The following is an 18,443-nucleotide window of genomic DNA, read 5'->3' as shown; positions in this document are numbered from 1 at the left end:
CCGCCAGCGCGCGCACGAATTTCGAGGCCAGGCCGGGCAGGTCGGCATGGATGGCGTCGATAGCGCGCTGGTGCTTCGGTGACAGCAAGGTGACGGCGGACGCTATGCTGCCGGCGATTTTGCCGACCGAGACCATGGTGGGCTTGTTGATGGCCTCGTCATAGTGGGCAAGCGCGCGTTCGACGTCTTCGGCGACCATCTCGGCGAAGTCGTCCTGCTTGAGGCCCTGGAGCTGAAATCTGTTCATACATCTGTCTTCTGGGCCGCGCTCTCCTCCCACAGCTGCGGCCGGCTGTTGAATCTCTAGAGCGGAAAGCGGAAATCGCGACGGCAACGAATCCGGCCGCCCGACAGCATGCTGTCTAGCATTTCTTGACACCCCAACTGGCTGAGGGCGCACCGAAATGTCAGTCGCGGGACGCCCGGATTGCGTGTAGGTGCGATGTATGACAGCCGCGCGACGGTGAGGGGCGGAGGCGGCCTTCCCTTCTCCCCCTGTGGGAGAAGGTGGATTGGCGCGCAGCGCCAAGACGGTTGAGGGGTGTTGGACGGAGTACCGTCAGTGCCAAGCTGGAGCACCCCTCATCCGTCGCCTTCGGCGACACCTTCTCCCACAGGGGGAGAAGGGAAGAGCTTTCCCTACAGCAACCCCGCCTGCTCAGCCTCGCGGCGCAGATTCTGCCGTGGCCTGGGGCCGATCTGCTGGATCACCAAGCCGGCCGCCAGTGAGCCAAGGTCGCCGCAAGTCTGCAGGTCGCGGCCTTGCGTGTAGCCATGCAGGAAGCCGGCGGCATAGAGATCGCCGGCGCCCGTCGTGTCGACCAGTTCCTTGATGGCGGTCGCCTTGATCACCACGGTCTCGTCGCCGCGCACGATCACCGAGCCTTTTTCCGAGCGGGTCACGGCGGCGATCCGGCAATCCTTGCGGATCTGGGCCAGCGCCTCGTCGAACGACGATGTCTGGTAGAGCGACTTGATCTCGTGGCTGTTGGCAAAGACGATGTCGACCGTGCCCGAGCGCATCAGGTCGAGGAATTCGTCGCGGTAGCGGTCGACGCAGAACGAATCCGACAGTGTCATCGACACTTCTCGGCCTGCTGCGTGCGCCAGCTTCGCCGTCTGGCGGATTGCCTCCTTGGCGCGCGGCGGGTCCCACAGATAGCCTTCGAAATAGGTGACCTTGGCGCCGGACGCCTTGTCGGCTTCGACATCCTCAGGGCCAAGCTCGACGCAGGCGCCGAGATAGGTGTTCATCGAGCGCTCGCCGTCGGGGGTGACGAAGATCATCGAGCGCGCCGTCGGCGGCTCGCCCTTGAGCGGCGTGGTGTCGAAGGCGACGCCCTGTGCATGAATGTCGTGCGCGTAGATTTCGCCCAGCGCATCGTTGGAGACCTTGCCGAAGAAGGCCGCGCGGCCGCCAAAGCTGGCGACGCCGGCCGCCGTGTTGCCGGCACTGCCGCCGGACGCTTCGATCGCCGGACCCATGCGGCTGTAGAGCAGTTCGGCGCGTTGTGTGTCGATGAGGTTCATCGCGCCCTTGATGATGCCGTTGGTCTCGAGGAATTCCTCGTCGCACTGGGCGATGATGTCGACAATGGCATTGCCGATGCAAAGCACGTCATAATCCGGCATCAAAATCTCCGCCAAAACCCGAGCCGGCTTCTTGCCACGCCGGCCGGGCGTGGTCTCGCGAGTTGGAATGGGTTGCCGCATGCGCTTGATCCAGCCGCCCTCACGCAGCTGCCGGTCCGGCTTCACGCAGCAAATCGTCAGCTTTGTCCGTCTTCTCCCAAGTGAACTCAGGCTCTTCACGCCCGAAGTGTCCGTATGTCGCCGTCTTGCGGTATATCGGCCGTAAGAGATCAAGCATCTTGATGATGCCTTTCGGTCGGAGATTGAAAACCTCGAGAACAAGGCGCTCGATCCTTTTTTCCTCGATCCTTGCGGTTCCGAAGGTATTGACCATGACAGAAACCGGACTGGCCACGCCGATCGCGTAGGCAAGCTGAACCTCGCAGACCTCCGCAAGGCCGCTGGCAACGATGTTCTTCGCGACATACCGGGCGGCATAGGCCGCCGAGCGGTCAACCTTGGATGGGTCCTTGCCCGAAAAGGCACCGCCGCCGTGACGCCCGGTCCCACCGTAGGAATCGACGATGATCTTCCGTCCTGTGAGGCCGCAGTCGCCGGCAGGCCCACCGACCACGAACCGCCCTGTTGGGTTGACCAGAAATCTGATCCCCGAAGTATCCAGGTGGGCCGGCAGGACCGGTTTTATGATCTCCTCAATGACGCCTTCGCGGACCGTGGCTTGTGAGACCGCTTCGTCATGCTGCGTTGACAGGACTATGGTATCCAGCGCCACCGGGCGGAGCCCTTCGTAGCGTACCGACACTTGAGATTTCACGTCCGGACGCAGCCAGCCAAGCTGTCCCGCTTTGCGGACCTCGGCCTGTCTTTTCGTCAAATGGTGAGCGAGTTGGATCGGCAGGGGCATCAATGTATCCGTCTCGTTGCATGCGAATCCAAACATGATGCCCTGATCCCCTGCCCCTTGCCCGAGATCCTGCCCTCGTCCTTCATCAACGCCCTGGCTTATGTCGGGCGACTGCTCGGTGAGGGCCAGAACGACGGCGCAACGTCGACCATCAAAGCCAATCGCATCATCGTCGTAGCCAATATCGAGTATCGTATCGCGGGCGACTTGGCTGTAATCGATGTGGGCATGGCTGGTGATCTCGCCAGCCACAACGACCATCCCCGTCTTCACCAACACTTCACAGGCGACGCGCGCCTTCGGATCGGTGCGCAGGACCGCATCGAGAATGGCATCGGAGATGTTGTCTGCCATCTTATCGGGGTGTCCCGCGCCGACGGATTCGGAAGAGAACACGAACTGCCTGGTCATAAAAATGCCCTCGCTTCAAGTGCTGGAGTTAGTGAGGAGTTTCTGGATTGGGGTGGCTTATCGGTCGGGGATGCCGGGAACATCGAACGCAGTGCAGAAGTCGGCAACGTCTCTTCGTACGCTCGCATGAACTTCCTGGTCATCGGGCTGGCGGCAGACCGAGTCGATGAAAGCGGCGATCTGCACCATCTCCGTTTCGCGCATGCCCATGGACGTCACCGCTGGTGTCCCTAAGCGGATGCCGCTTGTCAGCGCCGGATGCCGCCGGTCGCCCGGGACCATATTGAAATTCGCAATGATGCCTGCACGCGATAAGCGCTCCGCATAGGCTTTGCCTGACAGCGACCGGTCCCGAAGATCAAGGATCAGCATGTGATTGTCAGTGCCCCCGGTGACGAGTTCATAACCTCGCTCCAGAAGTGCCTGGGCCAGAGCCTTGGCGTTGTGGACGATCTGCTGACCGTAGACACGAAAGGACGAGTTCGCTGCTTCCTGCAAAGCGACGGCAAGCGCGGCGATAGTATTCATGTGCGGTCCGCCTTGCAGAAGAGGGAACACGGCGCGGTCTATACGTTTGGCCAGATTGTGTTTGCTCTTCGGATGATGGAGGGGCTGATAACGGTCTTCATTCCTTGATAAAATGAAGCCACCCCGGGGACCGCGGATCGACTTGTGAGAGGTGCTGGTGACCACATCGCAATGGGACACGGGGTTCGGATGCACTCCTGCGACAACCAGGCCGCAGATGTGGGCGATGTCAGCCACCAGATACGAGTTCACCTCCGAAGCAATTTCGGCCATGGCCGCGTAGTCAAAAATACGCGGATAAGCAGTTCCGCCGACCCAAATTAGCTTCGGGCGTTCCCGCTTGGCGGTCTCGCGCAAGTGGTCATAGTCAATTTGCTGTGTCTTTTCGTGCAGCCTGTACGGGACGCGCTGATAATCGCTGCCGGAAAAATTGACGGACCAACCGTGAGTCAGATGGCCGCCTTCGGGTAAAGGCAAGCCCATGACTTTGTCACGGGGGCTCAAAAGCGCGCGATAGACAGCCTGGTTGGCTGGCGAGCCTGAATAAGGCTGGACGTTGGCGTGTTCACTGCCAAATAGCGCTTTCAGGCGCTCGATCGCGAGGGTCTCAAGCTCATCGACGATCTCGTTTCCGGCGTAGTAGCGCGCACCGGGGTATCCCTCGGCATACTTGTTGGTGAAAATCGACCCGGTCGCTTCCAACACCGCCGAGGAGGCAAAGTTCTCGGAGGCGATCAGTTTGAGAGTTGTCCGCTCCTGACGCTCCTGTCTTAGAAGCAGTTCGTGAACGCGGGAGTCGACGGCGGCTAAGTGAGGCCGCCCGTAAGTGTCGGGCTGCGCGATGGCGCCGCCGGCGGAGTTATCCATGGTAGTCGCGCTCCATTTGGACTGATCTATTTCACGATCAAGCAGGCGGTCCCTTCAACCGCGCGTCTTGTATTGCTTCCAGGCGTTGTAGGTCTCTTTTATGATGGCCATCATCGTGGGGCAGGAGATCGACCACCAATTGAGCCAGCCCGCCATCCTTGCCTCCTGCTTGCATATGGTACGAAGACTGCGGACGTTGTTCGTTGCAGCAAAGAAAGTTGGCTCTGACCAGCCGCCGAACGTGGCGTCGAACCTGCTCGCGAGGCAGACTGGTAATATCGGCCAGCTCGCCGACGGTTAGATCCGCATGCGCGCAAAGGCCCAGGATTCGAAGGCGATCAAGATGCGCTGCCGTCCTTAGGCGATTTACCAGTGTCAACATTGGTTGGCATCAACCCGGACGGGATGCAGCAAGCCGCTAGCCCTTCTATCCCCATCAATCCGCATGAGACCTCTCTCGTCATTTGCTGTAAATCCGCTGGTATGGATGCTAATGGAAGATAGATCACAGTCCTTTCTACGACTAAGACGCCAGATATTGGGGCTAATGTACCACCTGACAGGAGACTACACTCACGAACATTATGTGAATTTTTTTTAACGTTGCTGAGAATCAAGGGGGAGGTTTGGCGAATGTCTCGCCGTCGACTGTCGAATCCTGCCCGACGGGATTATAGGGTGCGTAGCCTGCTTGTCCTTTCCACATGACCAGCGACGATGGGGCGAAGGCGGCAGACATAGCTCTGGAGCATGCTGCGGTATCTTTGGCCTGAAGCCGAGGAAGGCGGACCGTGGCTTCCGCGCCGCTGCCGGGAGCCCGCGAACAGGCCAAGTGGATCAGCCGGGTGTTGCCGTCATAGAGCGTGAGACCCAAAGCTGGCCAGCCGCGCCCTGAGGCTGACGCACCGCTCAGCGTCCACCTTGCTCTCGAAGCCCATCGGCATAGCGCCGATAACGACTTGACCGCGTGCGTGTCGACGAGCGATCGGTGAGCGCAAGGATCGAGGGTGCAGTGCAGGATAATGCTGTTTTAAATCAGCGCTGTTTTCAGCCGACTGCCTTGAGCGTGGGCACAAGGATATAGGCCCAAGGCAGGAGATCATCGTCTGCTGTTCGGGAGGCCGCCCTGGGCGCGCGACAGCCGTTCCTTCGGCTGCGCCGCTCCGCCACCATCCGCGCCGTGCCTTCCGGAGACCATTCCCGCTACCGGCCGGCGCCCGTGAAAACCTCGACCCGGCGCACCGGCTCGAGATGGCTGGGCTCAGCGTAACTCTGAAGTCGTCATATACCGAAGCCTTCACAGACTTCGGACATCCCCCTCACAGTCCGATCCAGATGGCGTCAGGAACACCGCTTGCGTTGATGCGGATGAACCCCTGCTTGTGCCACAATGACCCTTATGTCAGCGCGCGAGCCAAAGCTTCCGCGCAAGGCGACGGCTAGGATAAGGCAATGCCGACGAAGGGCACATTGCTTGCCACACTCTGGAATGATGGCATGCTCGGAAGGCCTAGGCTTTGCTCAGGGCCGCCTGCAAGGCGCGCTTTGAGGTTATTCACATAGCCTTCTGCGTAGTCCTGCGCCGTCGAGACCGAAAGATCAATGCCTGCCGCCAAGGCCTCTTCCATCAGGTGCTTTACGAGCCCATTTCGAATGGCCAGCTTGACCTCGGGGCCTGCGATAAGGCCGATCGCCTGCGCGGCCATATTGAGGCCAGCTTCCTCCAGCGCTCGCTTCATATCGCCTCCATTAATGGCCGTACGCAGGAGATTGGCTGCTTGCGACTCAGCCTCGAGAACCATCGAGGCAAGATCGGCTACTTGTCCGAGGCCCGGAATGAAGCTGAGCAGTCCCACCGCCGTTGCCGCCAAGTCGAGCACTTTCGTCTCGATTTTGAGCACGGAGTCGACGACGTGCATGACGGCCCCGCCGTTCTTTTTGGCTGACTTAATGTCAGGCTGGTCCATCAGGCCCATCTTCATGTCCGCGACGGCATTCTGCTCTTCTGCGGTTTGGGCGCCGTGGGTGATTGGCTGCTGAACGTTGCGGTTCGCAGACGACATGTTTGTGCAAAAATGGGCAAAGTCTTTTTTGCTGATATTGCCGGAATCAACCGTATGCCCGCCGCCAAAGTCGAAGAATTTATGATGGGTCTTATAGCCCGTGATCGAATTGTTCAGGAGGCCAAACAAAAGAGGATCTGAAAGGAGCTGAGAGGCTGCTTCCCGCACTTTCGGATCAAGGCTCTTGTCGTCTTTCATTTTCGCCAGTTTGTCGCGAGTCAGAACACCGCTTCCAAAGAACGTGTCCTGATGGTCCTTGATCATCTCGACCGTATTCAGCTCAGTTTGCGTGAGGCTCATCGACGATGAGGCGACTTGCAGGAAATCCTCTTTGTGCATCTTCCCTTTCGAGCCACCGCACAACTGGTTCCAAGCATCGGGGTGATCGAGGAAATATTGCGCCGCCGCAATGACCTGGGGCGGAAATTTGCCGTTTTTCGATTCGCCGCCGACCATTTTCTTGAACTCATCCAGACTCAGGTCCTTGGACAGATTTTCGGAGTACCGGTAAAACTCCCGCAAGGCATCGCTCAAGGTCATGACCGAAGGCTGCAAACCTCCGCTGCCGTCGGATGGTATGTAGTTCTGCTCGTAGCTTCGCGCTTGGGCTTCCTGAAATGCAGCAACTTGTGGGTGGTGGTTTGAAAATCCGGCCAAGTCCTTGGCGTTGATCTTGCCTCCACAGCGGCCGTCGCCCTGCGAGCCAATCGCATAAAAAAGTCCCGAATCCTGCTGCAGTCCCTGGATCGCCGCTTTAAGATCCGGTGGCGTAGAGGGATCATTGGCTTTGTCGGTCAACGACTTCCAAGTAAGCGGGCATTGGTCCTTGTGACGGTTGAGTACCGCAACAATCTGCAACTCAGCCGTGGTCAGCGACCCACCGTTCCACGTGATTCCGGGGCTCGCCCTGGGAGCCGGCTCGATCTTCGGAGTGACGCCGAGCAGATGTTGGGCTTCAGTCGCCTTGGAGCGTTGCGATTGGTCCTCCTTGAGAGCCGCCCTCATATTTGGCGGCAGCTGATCCAGTGGGTGTTGCTCCAAGCCATTCAATGTCAAGACATCCGGTGCCAGATGGCCCAAAGGGTCCTGCCGCAATTTATCCATTGTCGAATCAAGATTCGACGCTGGCAGATCCCCTTGCGCGAAAGAGCCGGGCTTGTCTGCCAGCACACAAGTGGACAGCATCGCTTCGAAGCACGATGCACTTTGCTGATGCTGGGTCGCAAAATGGGAAACTTTCAGGCCCGGCCAACCCCTTGCGGACTGTAGCGAATTTGAGCGGTAGAAAGTTGAAAGATTACTGGCCGACATTATGCATCCTCAGACGTGACGTTGAAATCCCCACAAGAGACCCCGACAGAAGATCCCTTGCGTTTCACAAAATTCGACAATTCCAAGCGTCGGCAGGTCACGAATGCGCCTGCCCTGCCTTCAATTGCTGTGTTCCGGGCCGGCTCCAAGGTTCGGTCCAACACAATGGCCGGAGTCACCGCGAGAGCTGCCGGGACTCATCATGAGCGGATTAGCTTTCGAGAAACTGACGAGTTTGCGAAGAGTTCACAAAAGGGTAGCCGCAGTCATGTTCTTCAGAGCTGCGGGAAATCCTCAATGTTCATTTCTTGCCCAGCTCAGGCTTCCCGCCAACGCTATCCTGTTGTGGGATGTCAGAAGAATAAGAAGCATCCGGTCGTCCGTCGCGAACGACCGTAGTGGAGGAGCCGCGAAACAAGATCAGCACTGATTCCTTTGGCGTTGCCGCTATGTGAGTCTGCGCCTGCGCCTGCGCCACCAAGCCGTTAAAGGTCTGCTCCACGAGTGCGACGAAGCGCGGTGGACCGGAAACGAAGACGAGGCCATTGCCTGGCACGGGTTTGACCACATAGCGCTCGTCGGAGATATCAAGCTTGTCGAGAGCCCCCTTGAACGCATCGAAGCGAATCGACGTCATCAAAAGCATTCGAGTTTGCGACTCTTGTGCAGCAGACACATAGAGCACAAGGCCGTCATAGTACCATTGTAGACCGTAAAGGTTCGTCAAGCGGTCGAGGAACGCGCGCGGTGGCAAATCAGGCATACGTCCGCGAATTCGCCCCTTCACCGCAGGACTGATGTTGACCCTGATATTCAGGTTGTTGCCGAATTCCTGCAACGCTGCAGCGAGCTCCTGATCCAGAACCGTGTATCTATAGGGTGTCGCCGGAAGGGACAGCGGGACTGCATGCGCCGGGTGAATCCCGGTGGACAGAAAAAACCCGGCACAAAGAAGTCTCAAAACATGCAGGGTGACGGGTTGGATAAGCGTTCTCGGCATGTCGCACTGATAAACCAAACGCTGAAATCATCACAAGTGACTAAATTGCCGAAGAGATTTTAGATTGTCGAAATGACGCCGCCGTTAGTCAGCTTGTTGTCAGCTTGCCCCCCTAGGAGTGTTGCGCCGACACCGGGTGATGAATGGGCGGGGCTCGCCCGGTCAGAGAGAGCAACCGAGTCCTTACATGATGATGCCTGTCACGTCGATCTCTGCCACTCTAACGGCTGGCCTCCCCAGGGTCGGATCACCGTCGATTGTCGAGCAGGCCCAGTTTGAGCGCGCCTTAGGGCATGCAGCCGACTCGCTGAAAAACGATGCCGCCGCGGGGCCAGCGAGTGCGGCGCCAGTTGCTGCGGCGATGGATGTTCAGCGCGCGGCTGCGCCGACGAGCGGCATGGGCGATCGCGTGTTGCAGACGATTTCCTCCCTATATCCACACAACACTGTTTCCTTCCCCGCGCTCGACCATGACATAGCCCTTTCGAAGGGCGCTCTACCGGGACCGGCGCAGAAGCTTCCCGTTCCAGGTGAGGCGGGAACCGGAATCTCGGGCATTCCCCAACAAGGGCAAGACTTCGAAACGATGATGGCTGGTCTTCGGGATGTTTACAACGGCGTCACCCAGGTGGCGCTTATCTCCAAAGGCGTCAGCGGCGTCACATCATCCGTGAATAAACTTTTGAAGGAAGGCTGAACCGCGCGCATGATTGGCTTGGCCGAGGGCGAAATCATGCGTGGCCTGTCAGGGTGGCGGTCGGTTAGACTTGTCATGCTGCCAGTTCTCGTCGCCCTCACTGCTTGCAAAGCCGACCTCTACACGCAATTGCAAGAGCGTGAGGCAAATGAAATGCTCGCACTTCTTGAAGACAACGGGGTCGCCGCGATCCGGGTGGTCGCCAAGGATGGAACCAGCACGATCCAGGTTGACGAAAAGCTGCTCGCCTTCTCAATCAACCTTCTGAACGCCAAGGGGCTGCCGCGCCAATCCTTCAAGAACCTCGGTGAGATATTCCAAGGATCAGGCCTGATTGCCTCGCCGACCGAAGAGCGTGCCCGTTACGTGTATGCCCTGAGCGAAGAGTTGTCGCGGACGATCAGCGATATCGATGGCGTTTTTTCTGTACGTGTTCACGTCGTGCTGCCGCATAACGACCTTGTGCGAGCCGGTGCCACGCCATCCTCGGCCTCGGTGTTTATCAGGCACGACGCAAAAACAAATGTCGCGGCTCTGCTGCCAAAGATAAAGATGCTTGTAGCCGACAGCATCGAAGGCCTGTCCTACGATAAGGTGGAAGTGGTTTTGGTGCCGGTAGAACGGTCCGCACACGAGCAACGGCCCGATCCGACTGCTGTCTTGCCACAAGCATCACTACCTCTTCCTGCGCCACTTCTGGCGACCGTAACAGGTTTTGCCGCAGCCGTATTCGGCGTGGCCTGTTATCTCTTGATCGGCGTTGTTACGCGTCGGCGCAAGCAATCAACCGGCGTTTCCAAGGTCGAGGGGCGCCGGGATGCTTCTGCTGTCGAGGCCATTCGCAAAAGAATGCCTGCAATTGGACGTGGGTGACATCTCATTGCCAATGCCTATACAGACCGCCCGACCTGATGGTCCGCACTTTCCGGGCGCGAGCGAGCTTGCGGCTTCGGCCCATCCAACCCGTCTTGCGGCGCGTCTTGATCCAGCGTTATCGGCCGAAACGTTAGTGAAGTTGCAGAAGTGTTCCAGACTGCATCCAAGGCTGGCAGAATTGCTGGGCAACGATGACGTGGATCTGAACCACATCGGCTGCAGGCCGGACCTTCTACGCGGGCATGATCCATATCGAGCGGCCCTTCTTGCTGGTAGTATCTGGCATGCCCGTTCGCTGGTCGCGTTTGTCTCTCAGCCTGAGCTTGCCATCCTTGTTAAACGCATCGGCGTGGAGGCACACGCATTCGGAATCCGACACCTGCTGCATGCTGTTGACAAAAGACTGATCTCGGACCCAGAAAAACTCGCTCAGCAAATCGAATACGATGGACACGCATGTCTTGGGGCTTGGCTCCAGGACAGTTCAGCTACCGAGCGTAACCGCGTGCTTCTTCGATTGCCCGAGGGGACTGCCGCGGAGACTCCAGCACCTGAGCATTGGACCGCCGCCGGCCAATTGCTTTCACTTGTAGTAGCTCATTTTGAGACAGAGACCCCGGTGAAATGACAGTCGAACTTTCCGAGGGGCCAATAGCGCCGCAGATGCGTCCAGTCGGACCACTGATACCCGCGAGCGAGCTCGAAACCTGGCACAGCGCCGCGCAAGCCCTTGCCGCGGCAGAACGGCATCGGCAGCGCGTTCGAAACTGGGCACGCGCGGTTTACCAGCGGGCGTGGGCGCGCGGCCACATGGAGGGCTCGAATGCAGGCACCGAGGAGATGGCAGGGTTGATTGCGGAGACAATCTCCGAAATCGCGCGACGAAAGGCGGCTCTGGAGCAGGAATTGCCGCAGCTCGTGATGGAAATATTGAGCGATCTTATCGGCGCTTTCGATCCGGGCGAGCTATTGGTGAGGGCTGTTCGTCACGCCATAGAGTGTCAATACAGCGGCGCCGACGTTTGCCTTCATGTTTCTCCCATGCAAGTCGACATGCTTGCACGAGAGTTTGCTCGATGCGACGGCCAGGATGGTCGACCAAGGGTGCGGATCGAGCCCGACCCGACATTGTCGCCGCAACGCTGCGTGCTGTGGAGCGAGTACGGCAATGTTGACCTTGGACTTGACGCCCAGATGCGCGCGCTGCGCCTTGGTTTCGGGACGCTCTGTGAGAAAGGCGAGCTATGAGAAAGCCCGTCCCAGAACATAACGCTGACGCCGACACTCGAGCTCTCGTTCCAGCAATCTCGTCTTTGAGGGCTGCGGCCAAGCGAATTGACACGCGTGCGGTGCGCGGTCGGATCACGCGGGCTATCGGCACACTGGTTCATGCCGTCTTGCCAGACACTCGTATTGGGGAACTTTGCCTCCTAGAGGACCCGCGAACCGGGCTGTCGCTCGAGGCCGAGGTGATCGGCCTGTCGGGTGATGGTGTATTGCTGACACCGATCGGGGACTTGGTGGGCCTATCCAGCCGCGCAGAGGTCGTGGCCACTGGCCGAATGCGTGAGGTGCCCGTCGGCGGCGATTTGCTCGGTCGCGTGATCGACAGTCGTTGCCGCCCATTGGACGGCAAAGGCGAAATCAAGACCGTCGAAACTCGGCCCCTGCATGGCAGAGCCCCCAATCCGATGACGAGGCGCATGATTGAGCGGCCATTCCCGCTTGGGGTCCGTGTCCTCGATGGTCTGCTGACGTGCGGCGAGGGCCAGCGGATCGGGATTTATGGCGAGCCAGGTGGTGGCAAGTCGACGCTGTTGTCACAGATCGTAAAGGGTGCCGCCGCTGACGTCGTCATAGTGGCGCTCATAGGCGAACGTGGACGGGAAGTTCGTGAATTCATCGAAAGGAATCTTGGTGAAGAGGGCCTTCTCCGTACAGTCGTCGTGGTTGAAACATCCGACCGCTCGGCGGTAGAGCGTGCGCAATGCGCTCCGATGGCGACTGCGCTCGCGGAATATTTCCGAGATCAAGGCCTACGCGTTGCTCTCATGCTGGATTCGCTGACGCGCTTCTGCCGCGCTATGCGCGAAATAGGCCTTGCTGCGGGTGAGCCGCCGACGCGACGGGGCTTTCCTCCTTCCGTTTTTGGCATGCTGCCAGGCCTGCTCGAGCGCGCCGGCATGGGTGAGCGGGGCTCAATCACGGCCTTCTATACGGTGCTTGTAGAGGGTGATGGCACGGGTGATCCAATCGCCGAGGAATCGCGTGGTATTCTCGATGGCCATGTCATCCTCTCACGCGCTATTGCGGCGCGATCGCATTTCCCCGCTATTGATGTGCTGCAGAGTCGCAGCCGCGTCATGGATGCAGTCGTTTCGGGGACACATCGCAAGGCAGCATCCATTTTCCGCGAGCTCCTGTCGCGCTATGCCGAGACCGAGTTCTTGATCAATGTTGGCGAATACAAGCCAGGTGGAGATCCCCTGACTGACCGGGCTGTCGCGTCAATCGACGAACTGAGGGAGTTTCTGCGCCAGAGCGAAGATGACGCGTCAGATTTCGAGGAGACGGTCGCATGGATGTCGCGTCTGACCGCGTAAACTGGATTCAGTCTTCGAGGTTACGGCTTCTGAAGGAAATGCAAGAGCGTCGTGCCCTTGGCGAGCTGTCCAAGAAGGAAGCCCAGCGCGATGTGGCCGCCTCAGCCGTACAAAATGCCTCTAGGGAGCTTGCAATGATACAGCAACATTGTTCAAGAAAAGAAGCAGCGCTCTATCAGCATCTGATGTCACTCGACAACTTGTCTAGCGCAGCGCTCGACCGTCACCGCCTTCACACTGAACAACTTGCCGCTGAGATCAATTCCAGACGGCAGATGCTTGATGATACCCAAATCGCTCAAGAGGAGGCTGAGATGGCGGCGTCCAGGACGAGGGAGCTATGGGTCATATGTTCGGCGGCAAGGGACAAATGGCAACAAATCGAGGACGACGTGCGGCGCGCCGTCGAGACTCATTCGGAGGCCGCAGCCGAGATCGAGGCCGACGATGAGATACTGCTGAAATATGCGAGGGGGTCGCTTGCCTAAATGCCGCGCAACCGGATCCGACGGTCGCAAGAGGTCGTCCGAATGACACGACCGTGCAGTCTTTGATAGGCGCTGCGGTCACACCCGCCATGTTCGAACCAGTTCTGAAACTGTCCCACACGGTTGTCTCGTGGCTCAATGATACAGCAGCGCCGCGCACGCCGTTTCAAAGCCGGATCAACGAGGTGCCGCTATCGGTGCGAACGGCAGGGCTTGTCTGGCAGCAGGAACCTGCTGCCATTCCGATGCTTGACTGCGTCTGGAGAGTGGGAGCCGAAACGGTCATCTTGTCACTGTCGCGCCCGCTCGTAGAGGAGTTCATCACGACAGTGCAGAACGGCTTGGCCTTCCCTTCCGAGCCAACTGCTTCGCTAATTCTCGAACTCGCTCTGGAGCCGCTTGTCACTCGACTGGAGGAGACGACGCGTCTGAACGTGCAACTCGTGCGGGTATGCGAAGCCACGATGCTGGCTCCTCATCTTGAACTCGACATCATTTTCGGCGCGGTCAAGGGCAAGGGCCGTCTATTCCTGTTCACGCCACTTGACGGCTTAGTACCGCCTGCGTTTCGCGCGCTAGGCGAACTGCTTGCCCAGTTGCCGCGGCAGCTGGGCGGGCTGCCTCCAGAGCTCCCGCTCATTGTTGCAGGAGAGGTCGGCACGCTTCGCCTTCCTGCGGCGCTTCTTCGAAGCGCATGTGTCGGTGATGCATTGTTGCCCGATATTGCGCCGTTCGGCCGCGGCCAGATCACCCTAGCTGTCGGCCAGTTGTGCGCCGAGGCGGATCTTGACGGCGATGAATTAATCTTGCGGGGGCCTTTCCGCCCGCGACCGTGTCCTTTGGAGAGTGCGCATATGACACAACCCGGATCGCAACTGGAGCTTACTAAGGATCTCGACGATGTCGAGATCGTGCTTGTCTTTGAATGCGGCCGCTGGCCTATTTCTCTTGGGGAATTAAGAAGTGCCGGCGAAGGGCATATTTTTGAACTTGGATGGCCGATCGACGGCCCGGTCGACATAGTGGCCAATGGTCAGCGTATCGGGCGTGGCGACATTGTCCGCATCGGAGAAGAGCTGGGCATCAGGCTGCGTGGCGGGTTTGCATGCAATGAGTGAAGCTCAGCCGACAATCCTGGCGCTTCTTGCGGTTACCGCCGGACTCGGTCTGCTGGTTTTAGCAGTTGCCACGACAACGGCCTTTGTAAAGGTATCAATTGTTCTTTTCCTCGTCCGCAATGCGCTCGGGACCCAGACCATACCACCCAATGTGGTGCTGTACGCCGCGGCGATGATCCTCACTATGTTCGTTAGTGCGCCCGTTGCTGAGCAGACCTATGACCGCATGTCGGATCCCAAGCTCCACTATCAGACATTCGACGACTGGGTAAGCGCCGCTAAAGCCGGAAGTGAGCCCTTGCGCGAGCATCTCAAGAAATTCACAAATGAAGAGCAGCGGCGATTTTTCCTATCTTCGACAGAAAAGGTCTGGCCAGAGGAAATGCACGCTGCAGCCACGCCTGATGACTTTGCAATACTTGTACCATCTTTCTTGCTATCGGAATTGAAGCGTGGATTTGAGATAGGGTTTCTACTTTATCTGCCTTTTATTGTTATAGATCTGATAGTGACAACTATCTTGATGGCGATGGGCATGTCGATGGTCTCACCAACTGTTATATCTGTCCCGTTCAAGATCTTCTTGTTTGTTGCCATTGATGGTTGGTCAAAATTGATGCATGGGCTTGTGCTGAGTTATACGTTACCGGGAGGCTGATCATCACTGAATCCAGCATCATTACTCTTATGAGCCAATCACTGGTGGTTTTCATGATCTGGATTCTACCGCCGCTCATTGCATCAGTGGTTGTCGGCCTCGTCATCGGCATCCTCCAGGCGGCGACGCAGATCCAGGATGAAAGCTTGCCGCTCACCGTGAAGCTTCTGGTCGTTGTCGCGGTGATTGGGCTGTTTGCTCCTGTGCTAAGCGCCCCGCTCATAGAGCTAGCCGATCAGATCTTCACCGAGTTTCCCGCAATGACACTTAGCTACTAGTCCGCCCCATGGACGCGCCATCGGCCGATATTCAAATTCTGATCCAGACGGCTCTCGAACTCGTCGTTGCGGCAGGTCTTGGGGCAGCCCGCGCGATGGGCATCATGCTGATCTTTCCCGTATTCACACGCTCGCAGATCAGTGGGCTGATCCGGGGCTGTTTGGCTGTTGGCTTCGCACTACCATGCCTGGCACATGTCAGTGGCGGATTGCCGGCGCTGGATCCTGATACACGCCTGATCCAGCTAACCCTGCTCGGATTCAAGGAAGTTTTTGTCGGTGTACTCCTTGGCACTTTTCTTGGCATTCCGCTTTGGGGCCTTCAGGCTGCCGGGGAGCTTATCGACAACCAACGCGGCATCAGCAGCCCGACCGCTTCGGCCGATCCCGCGACGAACAGTCAGGCTTCCGCGATGGGCGTTTTTCTGGGGATCACTGCGATTGCCATATTCGTCGGATCAGGAGGCCTGGAAACTTTGATCAGTGTCCTGTACCGCAGCTACTTGATCTGGCCGGTGTATCAGTTTCACCCGACACTGAGCGGGCCAGGAGCAATGGAGTTGTTGGGGCTTCTCGACAGCATAATGCGCACGGCATTATTGGTATCGGGGCCTGTCGTGTTCTTCCTGATACTGATTGATATATCGATGATGCTGCTGCGTCGCTTTGCCCCGCAATTTAAGGCGAGCCAACTGTCTCCGGCAATCAAGAACATTGTCTTTCCAGTTCTCATGGTCACCTACGCTGCCTATCTGGTGGAGAGCATGAAACTGGAGGTCACACGTGCCAACGGCGTGCTGGAGTGGTTCGACAAATTGCTGCCATGAGCGACACAAGTGAAGAGAAGACACACGCCGCCAGCCCGAAGAAGTTAAGTGAAGCGCGCAAAAAAGGACAGCTGCCACGTAGCTCCGATTTCGTCCGCGCGGTCGGGACTTGCGCTGGGCTCGGCTACCTTTGGCTAAGAGGCAGCGTGATCGAGGACAAATGCCGGGAAGCGCTCCTATTAGCCACCAAGTTGCAGAGCCTACCTTTCGATACCGCGGTGCCGCAGGCATTGGTTGTGCTCGTCCAACTCACCGTCGCGGCTGTTGGCCCGCTGCTTGGAACCCTCGTCGCCGCGGTGATTTTGGCCAGCCTGCTAGCCAATGGTGGATTTGTCTTCTCTCTGGAGCCGATGAAGCTCAGCTTTAAGAAAATTGACCCCTTTGAAGGGCTGAAGCGCTTGGGGTCTGCTCGTTCCATGGTCGAAGTCTGCAAGACCATGTTCAAGGTATTGGTTCTCAGCGCAACCTTTTCCATTGTCCTTCTCGGGATGTGGAAGACAATGGTCCCTCTGCCGATCTGCGGCATGGGCTGTGTTGGCCTCATCTTTATGGAGACAAAATTGCTGATGGGAATTGGCGCCGGCGCACTGCTGGTCGGCGGACTGATCGATCTCCTGCTCCAGCGCGCGTTGTATCTGCGCGAAATGCGCATGACCAATACCGAAGTGACGCGCGAGTCGAAGGATCAGCAAGGAGCGCCAGAGTTGAAAGGTGAACAGCGTCGCATCCGCGAGGAGGCGGCCGACGAGCCTGCGCTTGGCGTGCAACGCGCCACGCTGGTCTTAACAGGAAGGGCGGTCCTGATCGGTCTGCGTTACGTTCGCGGTGAAACCGGGGTGCCGTTCTTAGTTTGCCGTGCCGAAGGTGAGCGCGTTTCACATGTGTTGAGCGAGGCGCGGGCACTACGCCTGACGATCGTCCATGACCATGTCTTAGCGCGTCAGCTGATAGGCACTACAAAACTCGGCCACGCGGTTCCTATGCAATATTTCCAGCCTGTCGCGAAAGCATTCTTTGCCGCAGGCTTGGCCTAGTCATTGGAAGTCCACGACTGCCAGTTCAAAACTGACCTGGCTCCATGCTAGTGGCAAATGTCGGCTGGCCATCCGTGCCCCAGTGTCTCTGTCAGGCCAACCGCGCAACCGCGGGCCTGGGGCAATCACTCCCCTCGGATCTGCCACCCAGCAACTACGGCAAGTCCTCCGGGCATGACCTTGCAGCCTCTGCTGGCCGGTGCGTGGCGCAGTCCGAGGTTTTGAGGCCGGCAGTACGGATTTGATTGGTGCAGCCGTTGGAATGCCCTCGTCAGCTAGTCGTCAACTAAGCGCCCTATGTTGAACAGCCGTGCTAACTTGAGCTCGGTTGCGAAACATAGGAGTACGAATCGTCATGTATGGTCGAATTGGTGGCTCATCCGATAGTTACCGCGCGCATAATGCCGGCGAGCAAGCGGATGCAGGAAGCGAAGGGTTCGCGGACACATTTGCCCGAATGCACTTATCCGGATCGGAAGGTAGCGGCGCCTCATCATCGGCGGCTCCCCAAGCATACTCCCTCAATTCCCGACCTCCTGTGGTGGAGATCAACAGGACTTCCTTCAGGAGACAGGTGAGGCAATTTCATGGTGATGAAATCACGCACATCGCCGACAATCCTCAAGAGTATTCAGAGTTCGTATCGTCACGAGCCAGGCGCACCGCGGACGTTGCTCAGCAATATGGCATCCGTCGAGATACGGAGCACGCGCGATATTTCAGTTACCAATTGGGAGACCGGAGTGCCGGACTGCTGAGAATGGAAGGCGGATTCAGCATGAACGAGTTCGAATCGGAAAGTTGGCGGGAACAATTTCCTGGTCGAACTGAGGTCACTTCCATAGTGGATCTTCAAGTCGCCCATCCGCTCGTCGAAAATGCGGGCGATATTCTGCTGGAGCATCAACTTCGGATAGACGGCGACCGACCGTTGCTGAATTGGCGTGCGGCTAATCCGGAAGCACAAGCGCGCGCGCAGACGATGGGGTTTGTTGAAGTGGATCATGGCGACCTGGTGCTTGACCCTACGCAGCATCCCGACAAATGGACGAAGAACAGTGCCGGTGAGTGGCAGCGTGCAGGCAAACCTCCACTCTATCTCCACAAAACCGAGGACAGCGACAGCAGCGATAGCGGGTCCGACGACGATTTCATGTGATTTGTCGACCCGCCGCCGAGCCTTGCAA

The 18,443-nt window shown here is 58.2% G+C and carries 18 protein-coding genes and 1 pseudogene; 12 read left to right on the top strand and 7 right to left on the bottom strand.

Annotation, left to right across the window (positions count from 1 at the left end; all coding sequences use genetic code 11):
* The 7 genes and pseudogenes from EN893_RS01905 to EN893_RS01875 all read right to left on the bottom strand — a co-directional run.
* Nucleotides 1-247 (bottom strand): annotated as a pseudogene (locus tag EN893_RS01905) (hypothetical protein); the annotation flags it as partial.
* A 392-nt stretch (nt 248-639) separates the two neighbouring features.
* Nucleotides 640-1,632 (bottom strand): adenosine kinase, encoded by a 993-nt coding sequence (locus EN893_RS01900; protein WP_027039710.1) that lies wholly within the window; start codon nt 1,630-1,632, stop codon nt 640-642.
* Nucleotides 1,633-1,732: 100 nt separating this feature from the next.
* Nucleotides 1,733-2,908 carry a methionine adenosyltransferase gene (metK, locus tag EN893_RS01895; protein ID WP_063169265.1) on the bottom strand — a complete coding sequence of 392 codons (1,176 nt, stop codon included), beginning with the start codon at nt 2,906-2,908 and terminating at the stop codon, nt 1,733-1,735.
* Between the two features lie 57 nt (nt 2,909-2,965).
* The gene (gene glyA / locus EN893_RS01890; RefSeq protein ID WP_063169266.1) at nt 2,966-4,303 is read right to left on the bottom strand and encodes a serine hydroxymethyltransferase; all 1,338 of its coding nucleotides are present in this window, start codon (nt 4,301-4,303) and stop codon (nt 2,966-2,968) included.
* A gap of 37 nt (nt 4,304-4,340) precedes the next feature.
* Nucleotides 4,341-4,685 (bottom strand): helix-turn-helix domain-containing protein, encoded by a 345-nt coding sequence (locus tag EN893_RS01885; protein ID WP_084831489.1) that lies wholly within the window; start codon nt 4,683-4,685, stop codon nt 4,341-4,343.
* Between the two features lie 1,057 nt (nt 4,686-5,742).
* On the bottom strand, nt 5,743-7,677 hold the full coding sequence (locus tag EN893_RS01880; RefSeq protein WP_127267847.1) for an HrpF/NolX family T3SS translocon protein: 1,935 nt from the start codon (nt 7,675-7,677) through the stop codon (nt 5,743-5,745).
* Between the two features lie 301 nt (nt 7,678-7,978).
* Nucleotides 7,979-8,677: a secretin N-terminal domain-containing protein gene (locus EN893_RS01875; protein ID WP_024505367.1), complete on the bottom strand. Its 699-nt coding sequence runs from the start codon at nt 8,675-8,677 to the stop codon at nt 7,979-7,981.
* 187 nt (nt 8,678-8,864) lie between these two features.
* Between EN893_RS01875 and EN893_RS01870 the strand changes: the two genes are divergently transcribed.
* The 12 genes from EN893_RS01870 (at nt 8,865) to EN893_RS01815 (ending at nt 18,415) form a co-directional block, all read left to right on the top strand.
* Nucleotides 8,865-9,374, top strand: a complete 510-nt coding sequence (locus tag EN893_RS01870; protein WP_024505368.1) for a nodulation protein NolB — start codon at nt 8,865-8,867, stop codon at nt 9,372-9,374.
* Nucleotides 9,375-9,383: 9 nt separating this feature from the next.
* Entirely contained in the window at nt 9,384-10,247 is an 864-nt protein-coding gene (gene sctJ, locus EN893_RS01865) for a type III secretion inner membrane ring lipoprotein SctJ (protein ID WP_127248569.1), read from the top strand.
* Nucleotides 10,240-10,878, top strand: a complete 639-nt coding sequence (locus tag EN893_RS01860) for a nodulation protein NolU (protein ID WP_335930789.1) — start codon at nt 10,240-10,242, stop codon at nt 10,876-10,878. The genes sctJ and EN893_RS01860 overlap by 8 nt, the downstream gene beginning before the upstream one ends.
* On the top strand, nt 10,875-11,498 hold the full coding sequence (sctL, locus tag EN893_RS01855; RefSeq protein ID WP_024505371.1) for a type III secretion system stator protein SctL: 624 nt from the start codon (nt 10,875-10,877) through the stop codon (nt 11,496-11,498). The genes EN893_RS01860 and sctL overlap by 4 nt, the downstream gene beginning before the upstream one ends.
* The gene (sctN, locus tag EN893_RS01850; RefSeq protein WP_024505372.1) at nt 11,495-12,853 is read left to right on the top strand and encodes a type III secretion system ATPase SctN; all 1,359 of its coding nucleotides are present in this window, start codon (nt 11,495-11,497) and stop codon (nt 12,851-12,853) included. The genes sctL and sctN overlap by 4 nt, the downstream gene beginning before the upstream one ends.
* Complete coding sequence (locus EN893_RS01845) at nt 12,829-13,341, top strand: hypothetical protein (RefSeq protein ID WP_032899688.1); 513 nt, start codon at nt 12,829-12,831, stop codon at nt 13,339-13,341. Before sctN ends, EN893_RS01845 begins: the two co-directional genes overlap by 25 nt.
* 89 nt (nt 13,342-13,430) lie before the next feature.
* Nucleotides 13,431-14,459, top strand: coding sequence for a type III secretion system cytoplasmic ring protein SctQ (gene sctQ, locus EN893_RS01840; RefSeq protein WP_095769044.1), 1,029 nt, complete (start codon nt 13,431-13,433; stop codon nt 14,457-14,459).
* Nucleotides 14,452-15,117: a type III secretion system export apparatus subunit SctR gene (gene sctR, locus EN893_RS01835; protein WP_029354851.1), complete on the top strand. Its 666-nt coding sequence runs from the start codon at nt 14,452-14,454 to the stop codon at nt 15,115-15,117. The genes sctQ and sctR overlap by 8 nt, the downstream gene beginning before the upstream one ends.
* Before the next feature lie 2 nt (nt 15,118-15,119).
* Complete coding sequence (locus tag EN893_RS01830) at nt 15,120-15,395, top strand: EscS/YscS/HrcS family type III secretion system export apparatus protein (RefSeq protein WP_024505375.1); 276 nt, start codon at nt 15,120-15,122, stop codon at nt 15,393-15,395.
* 8 nt (nt 15,396-15,403) lie between these two features.
* A complete protein-coding gene (sctT, locus tag EN893_RS01825) occupies nt 15,404-16,222 on the top strand; it encodes a type III secretion system export apparatus subunit SctT (protein ID WP_024505376.1) in 819 nt (272 codons plus the stop codon).
* The gene (locus EN893_RS01820) at nt 16,219-17,256 is read left to right on the top strand and encodes an EscU/YscU/HrcU family type III secretion system export apparatus switch protein (RefSeq protein WP_127268423.1); all 1,038 of its coding nucleotides are present in this window, start codon (nt 16,219-16,221) and stop codon (nt 17,254-17,256) included. The genes sctT and EN893_RS01820 overlap by 4 nt, the downstream gene beginning before the upstream one ends.
* Before the next feature lie 355 nt (nt 17,257-17,611).
* Nucleotides 17,612-18,415: an Effector protein NopP gene (locus EN893_RS01815; RefSeq protein WP_127268422.1), complete on the top strand. Its 804-nt coding sequence runs from the start codon at nt 17,612-17,614 to the stop codon at nt 18,413-18,415.
* Nucleotides 18,416-18,443 lie beyond the last annotated feature (28 nt).

Origin of the sequence: Mesorhizobium sp. M7A.F.Ca.CA.004.04.2.1 (assembly GCF_004022825.1) — a bacterium.
GTDB lineage: Bacteria > Pseudomonadota > Alphaproteobacteria > Rhizobiales > Rhizobiaceae > Mesorhizobium.
This window is presented reverse-complemented; position numbering and strand designations above follow the sequence as displayed.

Coding starts and splice junctions, on each gene's coding strand:
- EN893_RS01900 (WP_027039710.1), bottom strand. CDS start 1,632: ATGCCGGATTATGACGTGCTTTGCATCGGCAATGCCATTGTCGACATC.
- metK (WP_063169265.1), bottom strand. CDS start 2,908: ATGACCAGGCAGTTCGTGTTCTCTTCCGAATCCGTCGGCGCGGGACAC.
- glyA (WP_063169266.1), bottom strand. CDS start 4,303: ATGGATAACTCCGCCGGCGGCGCCATCGCGCAGCCCGACACTTACGGG.
- EN893_RS01885 (WP_084831489.1), bottom strand. CDS start 4,685: ATGTTGACACTGGTAAATCGCCTAAGGACGGCAGCGCATCTTGATCGC.
- EN893_RS01880 (WP_127267847.1), bottom strand. CDS start 7,677: ATGTCGGCCAGTAATCTTTCAACTTTCTACCGCTCAAATTCGCTACAG.
- EN893_RS01875 (WP_024505367.1), bottom strand. CDS start 8,677: ATGCCGAGAACGCTTATCCAACCCGTCACCCTGCATGTTTTGAGACTT.
- EN893_RS01870 (WP_024505368.1), top strand. CDS start 8,865: ATGATGATGCCTGTCACGTCGATCTCTGCCACTCTAACGGCTGGCCTC.
- sctJ (WP_127248569.1), top strand. CDS start 9,384: ATGATTGGCTTGGCCGAGGGCGAAATCATGCGTGGCCTGTCAGGGTGG.
- sctL (WP_024505371.1), top strand. CDS start 10,875: ATGACAGTCGAACTTTCCGAGGGGCCAATAGCGCCGCAGATGCGTCCA.
- sctN (WP_024505372.1), top strand. CDS start 11,495: ATGAGAAAGCCCGTCCCAGAACATAACGCTGACGCCGACACTCGAGCT.
- EN893_RS01845 (WP_032899688.1), top strand. CDS start 12,829: ATGGATGTCGCGTCTGACCGCGTAAACTGGATTCAGTCTTCGAGGTTA.
- sctQ (WP_095769044.1), top strand. CDS start 13,431: ATGTTCGAACCAGTTCTGAAACTGTCCCACACGGTTGTCTCGTGGCTC.
- sctR (WP_029354851.1), top strand. CDS start 14,452: ATGAGTGAAGCTCAGCCGACAATCCTGGCGCTTCTTGCGGTTACCGCC.
- sctT (WP_024505376.1), top strand. CDS start 15,404: ATGGACGCGCCATCGGCCGATATTCAAATTCTGATCCAGACGGCTCTC.
- EN893_RS01820 (WP_127268423.1), top strand. CDS start 16,219: ATGAGCGACACAAGTGAAGAGAAGACACACGCCGCCAGCCCGAAGAAG.
- EN893_RS01815 (WP_127268422.1), top strand. CDS start 17,612: ATGTATGGTCGAATTGGTGGCTCATCCGATAGTTACCGCGCGCATAAT.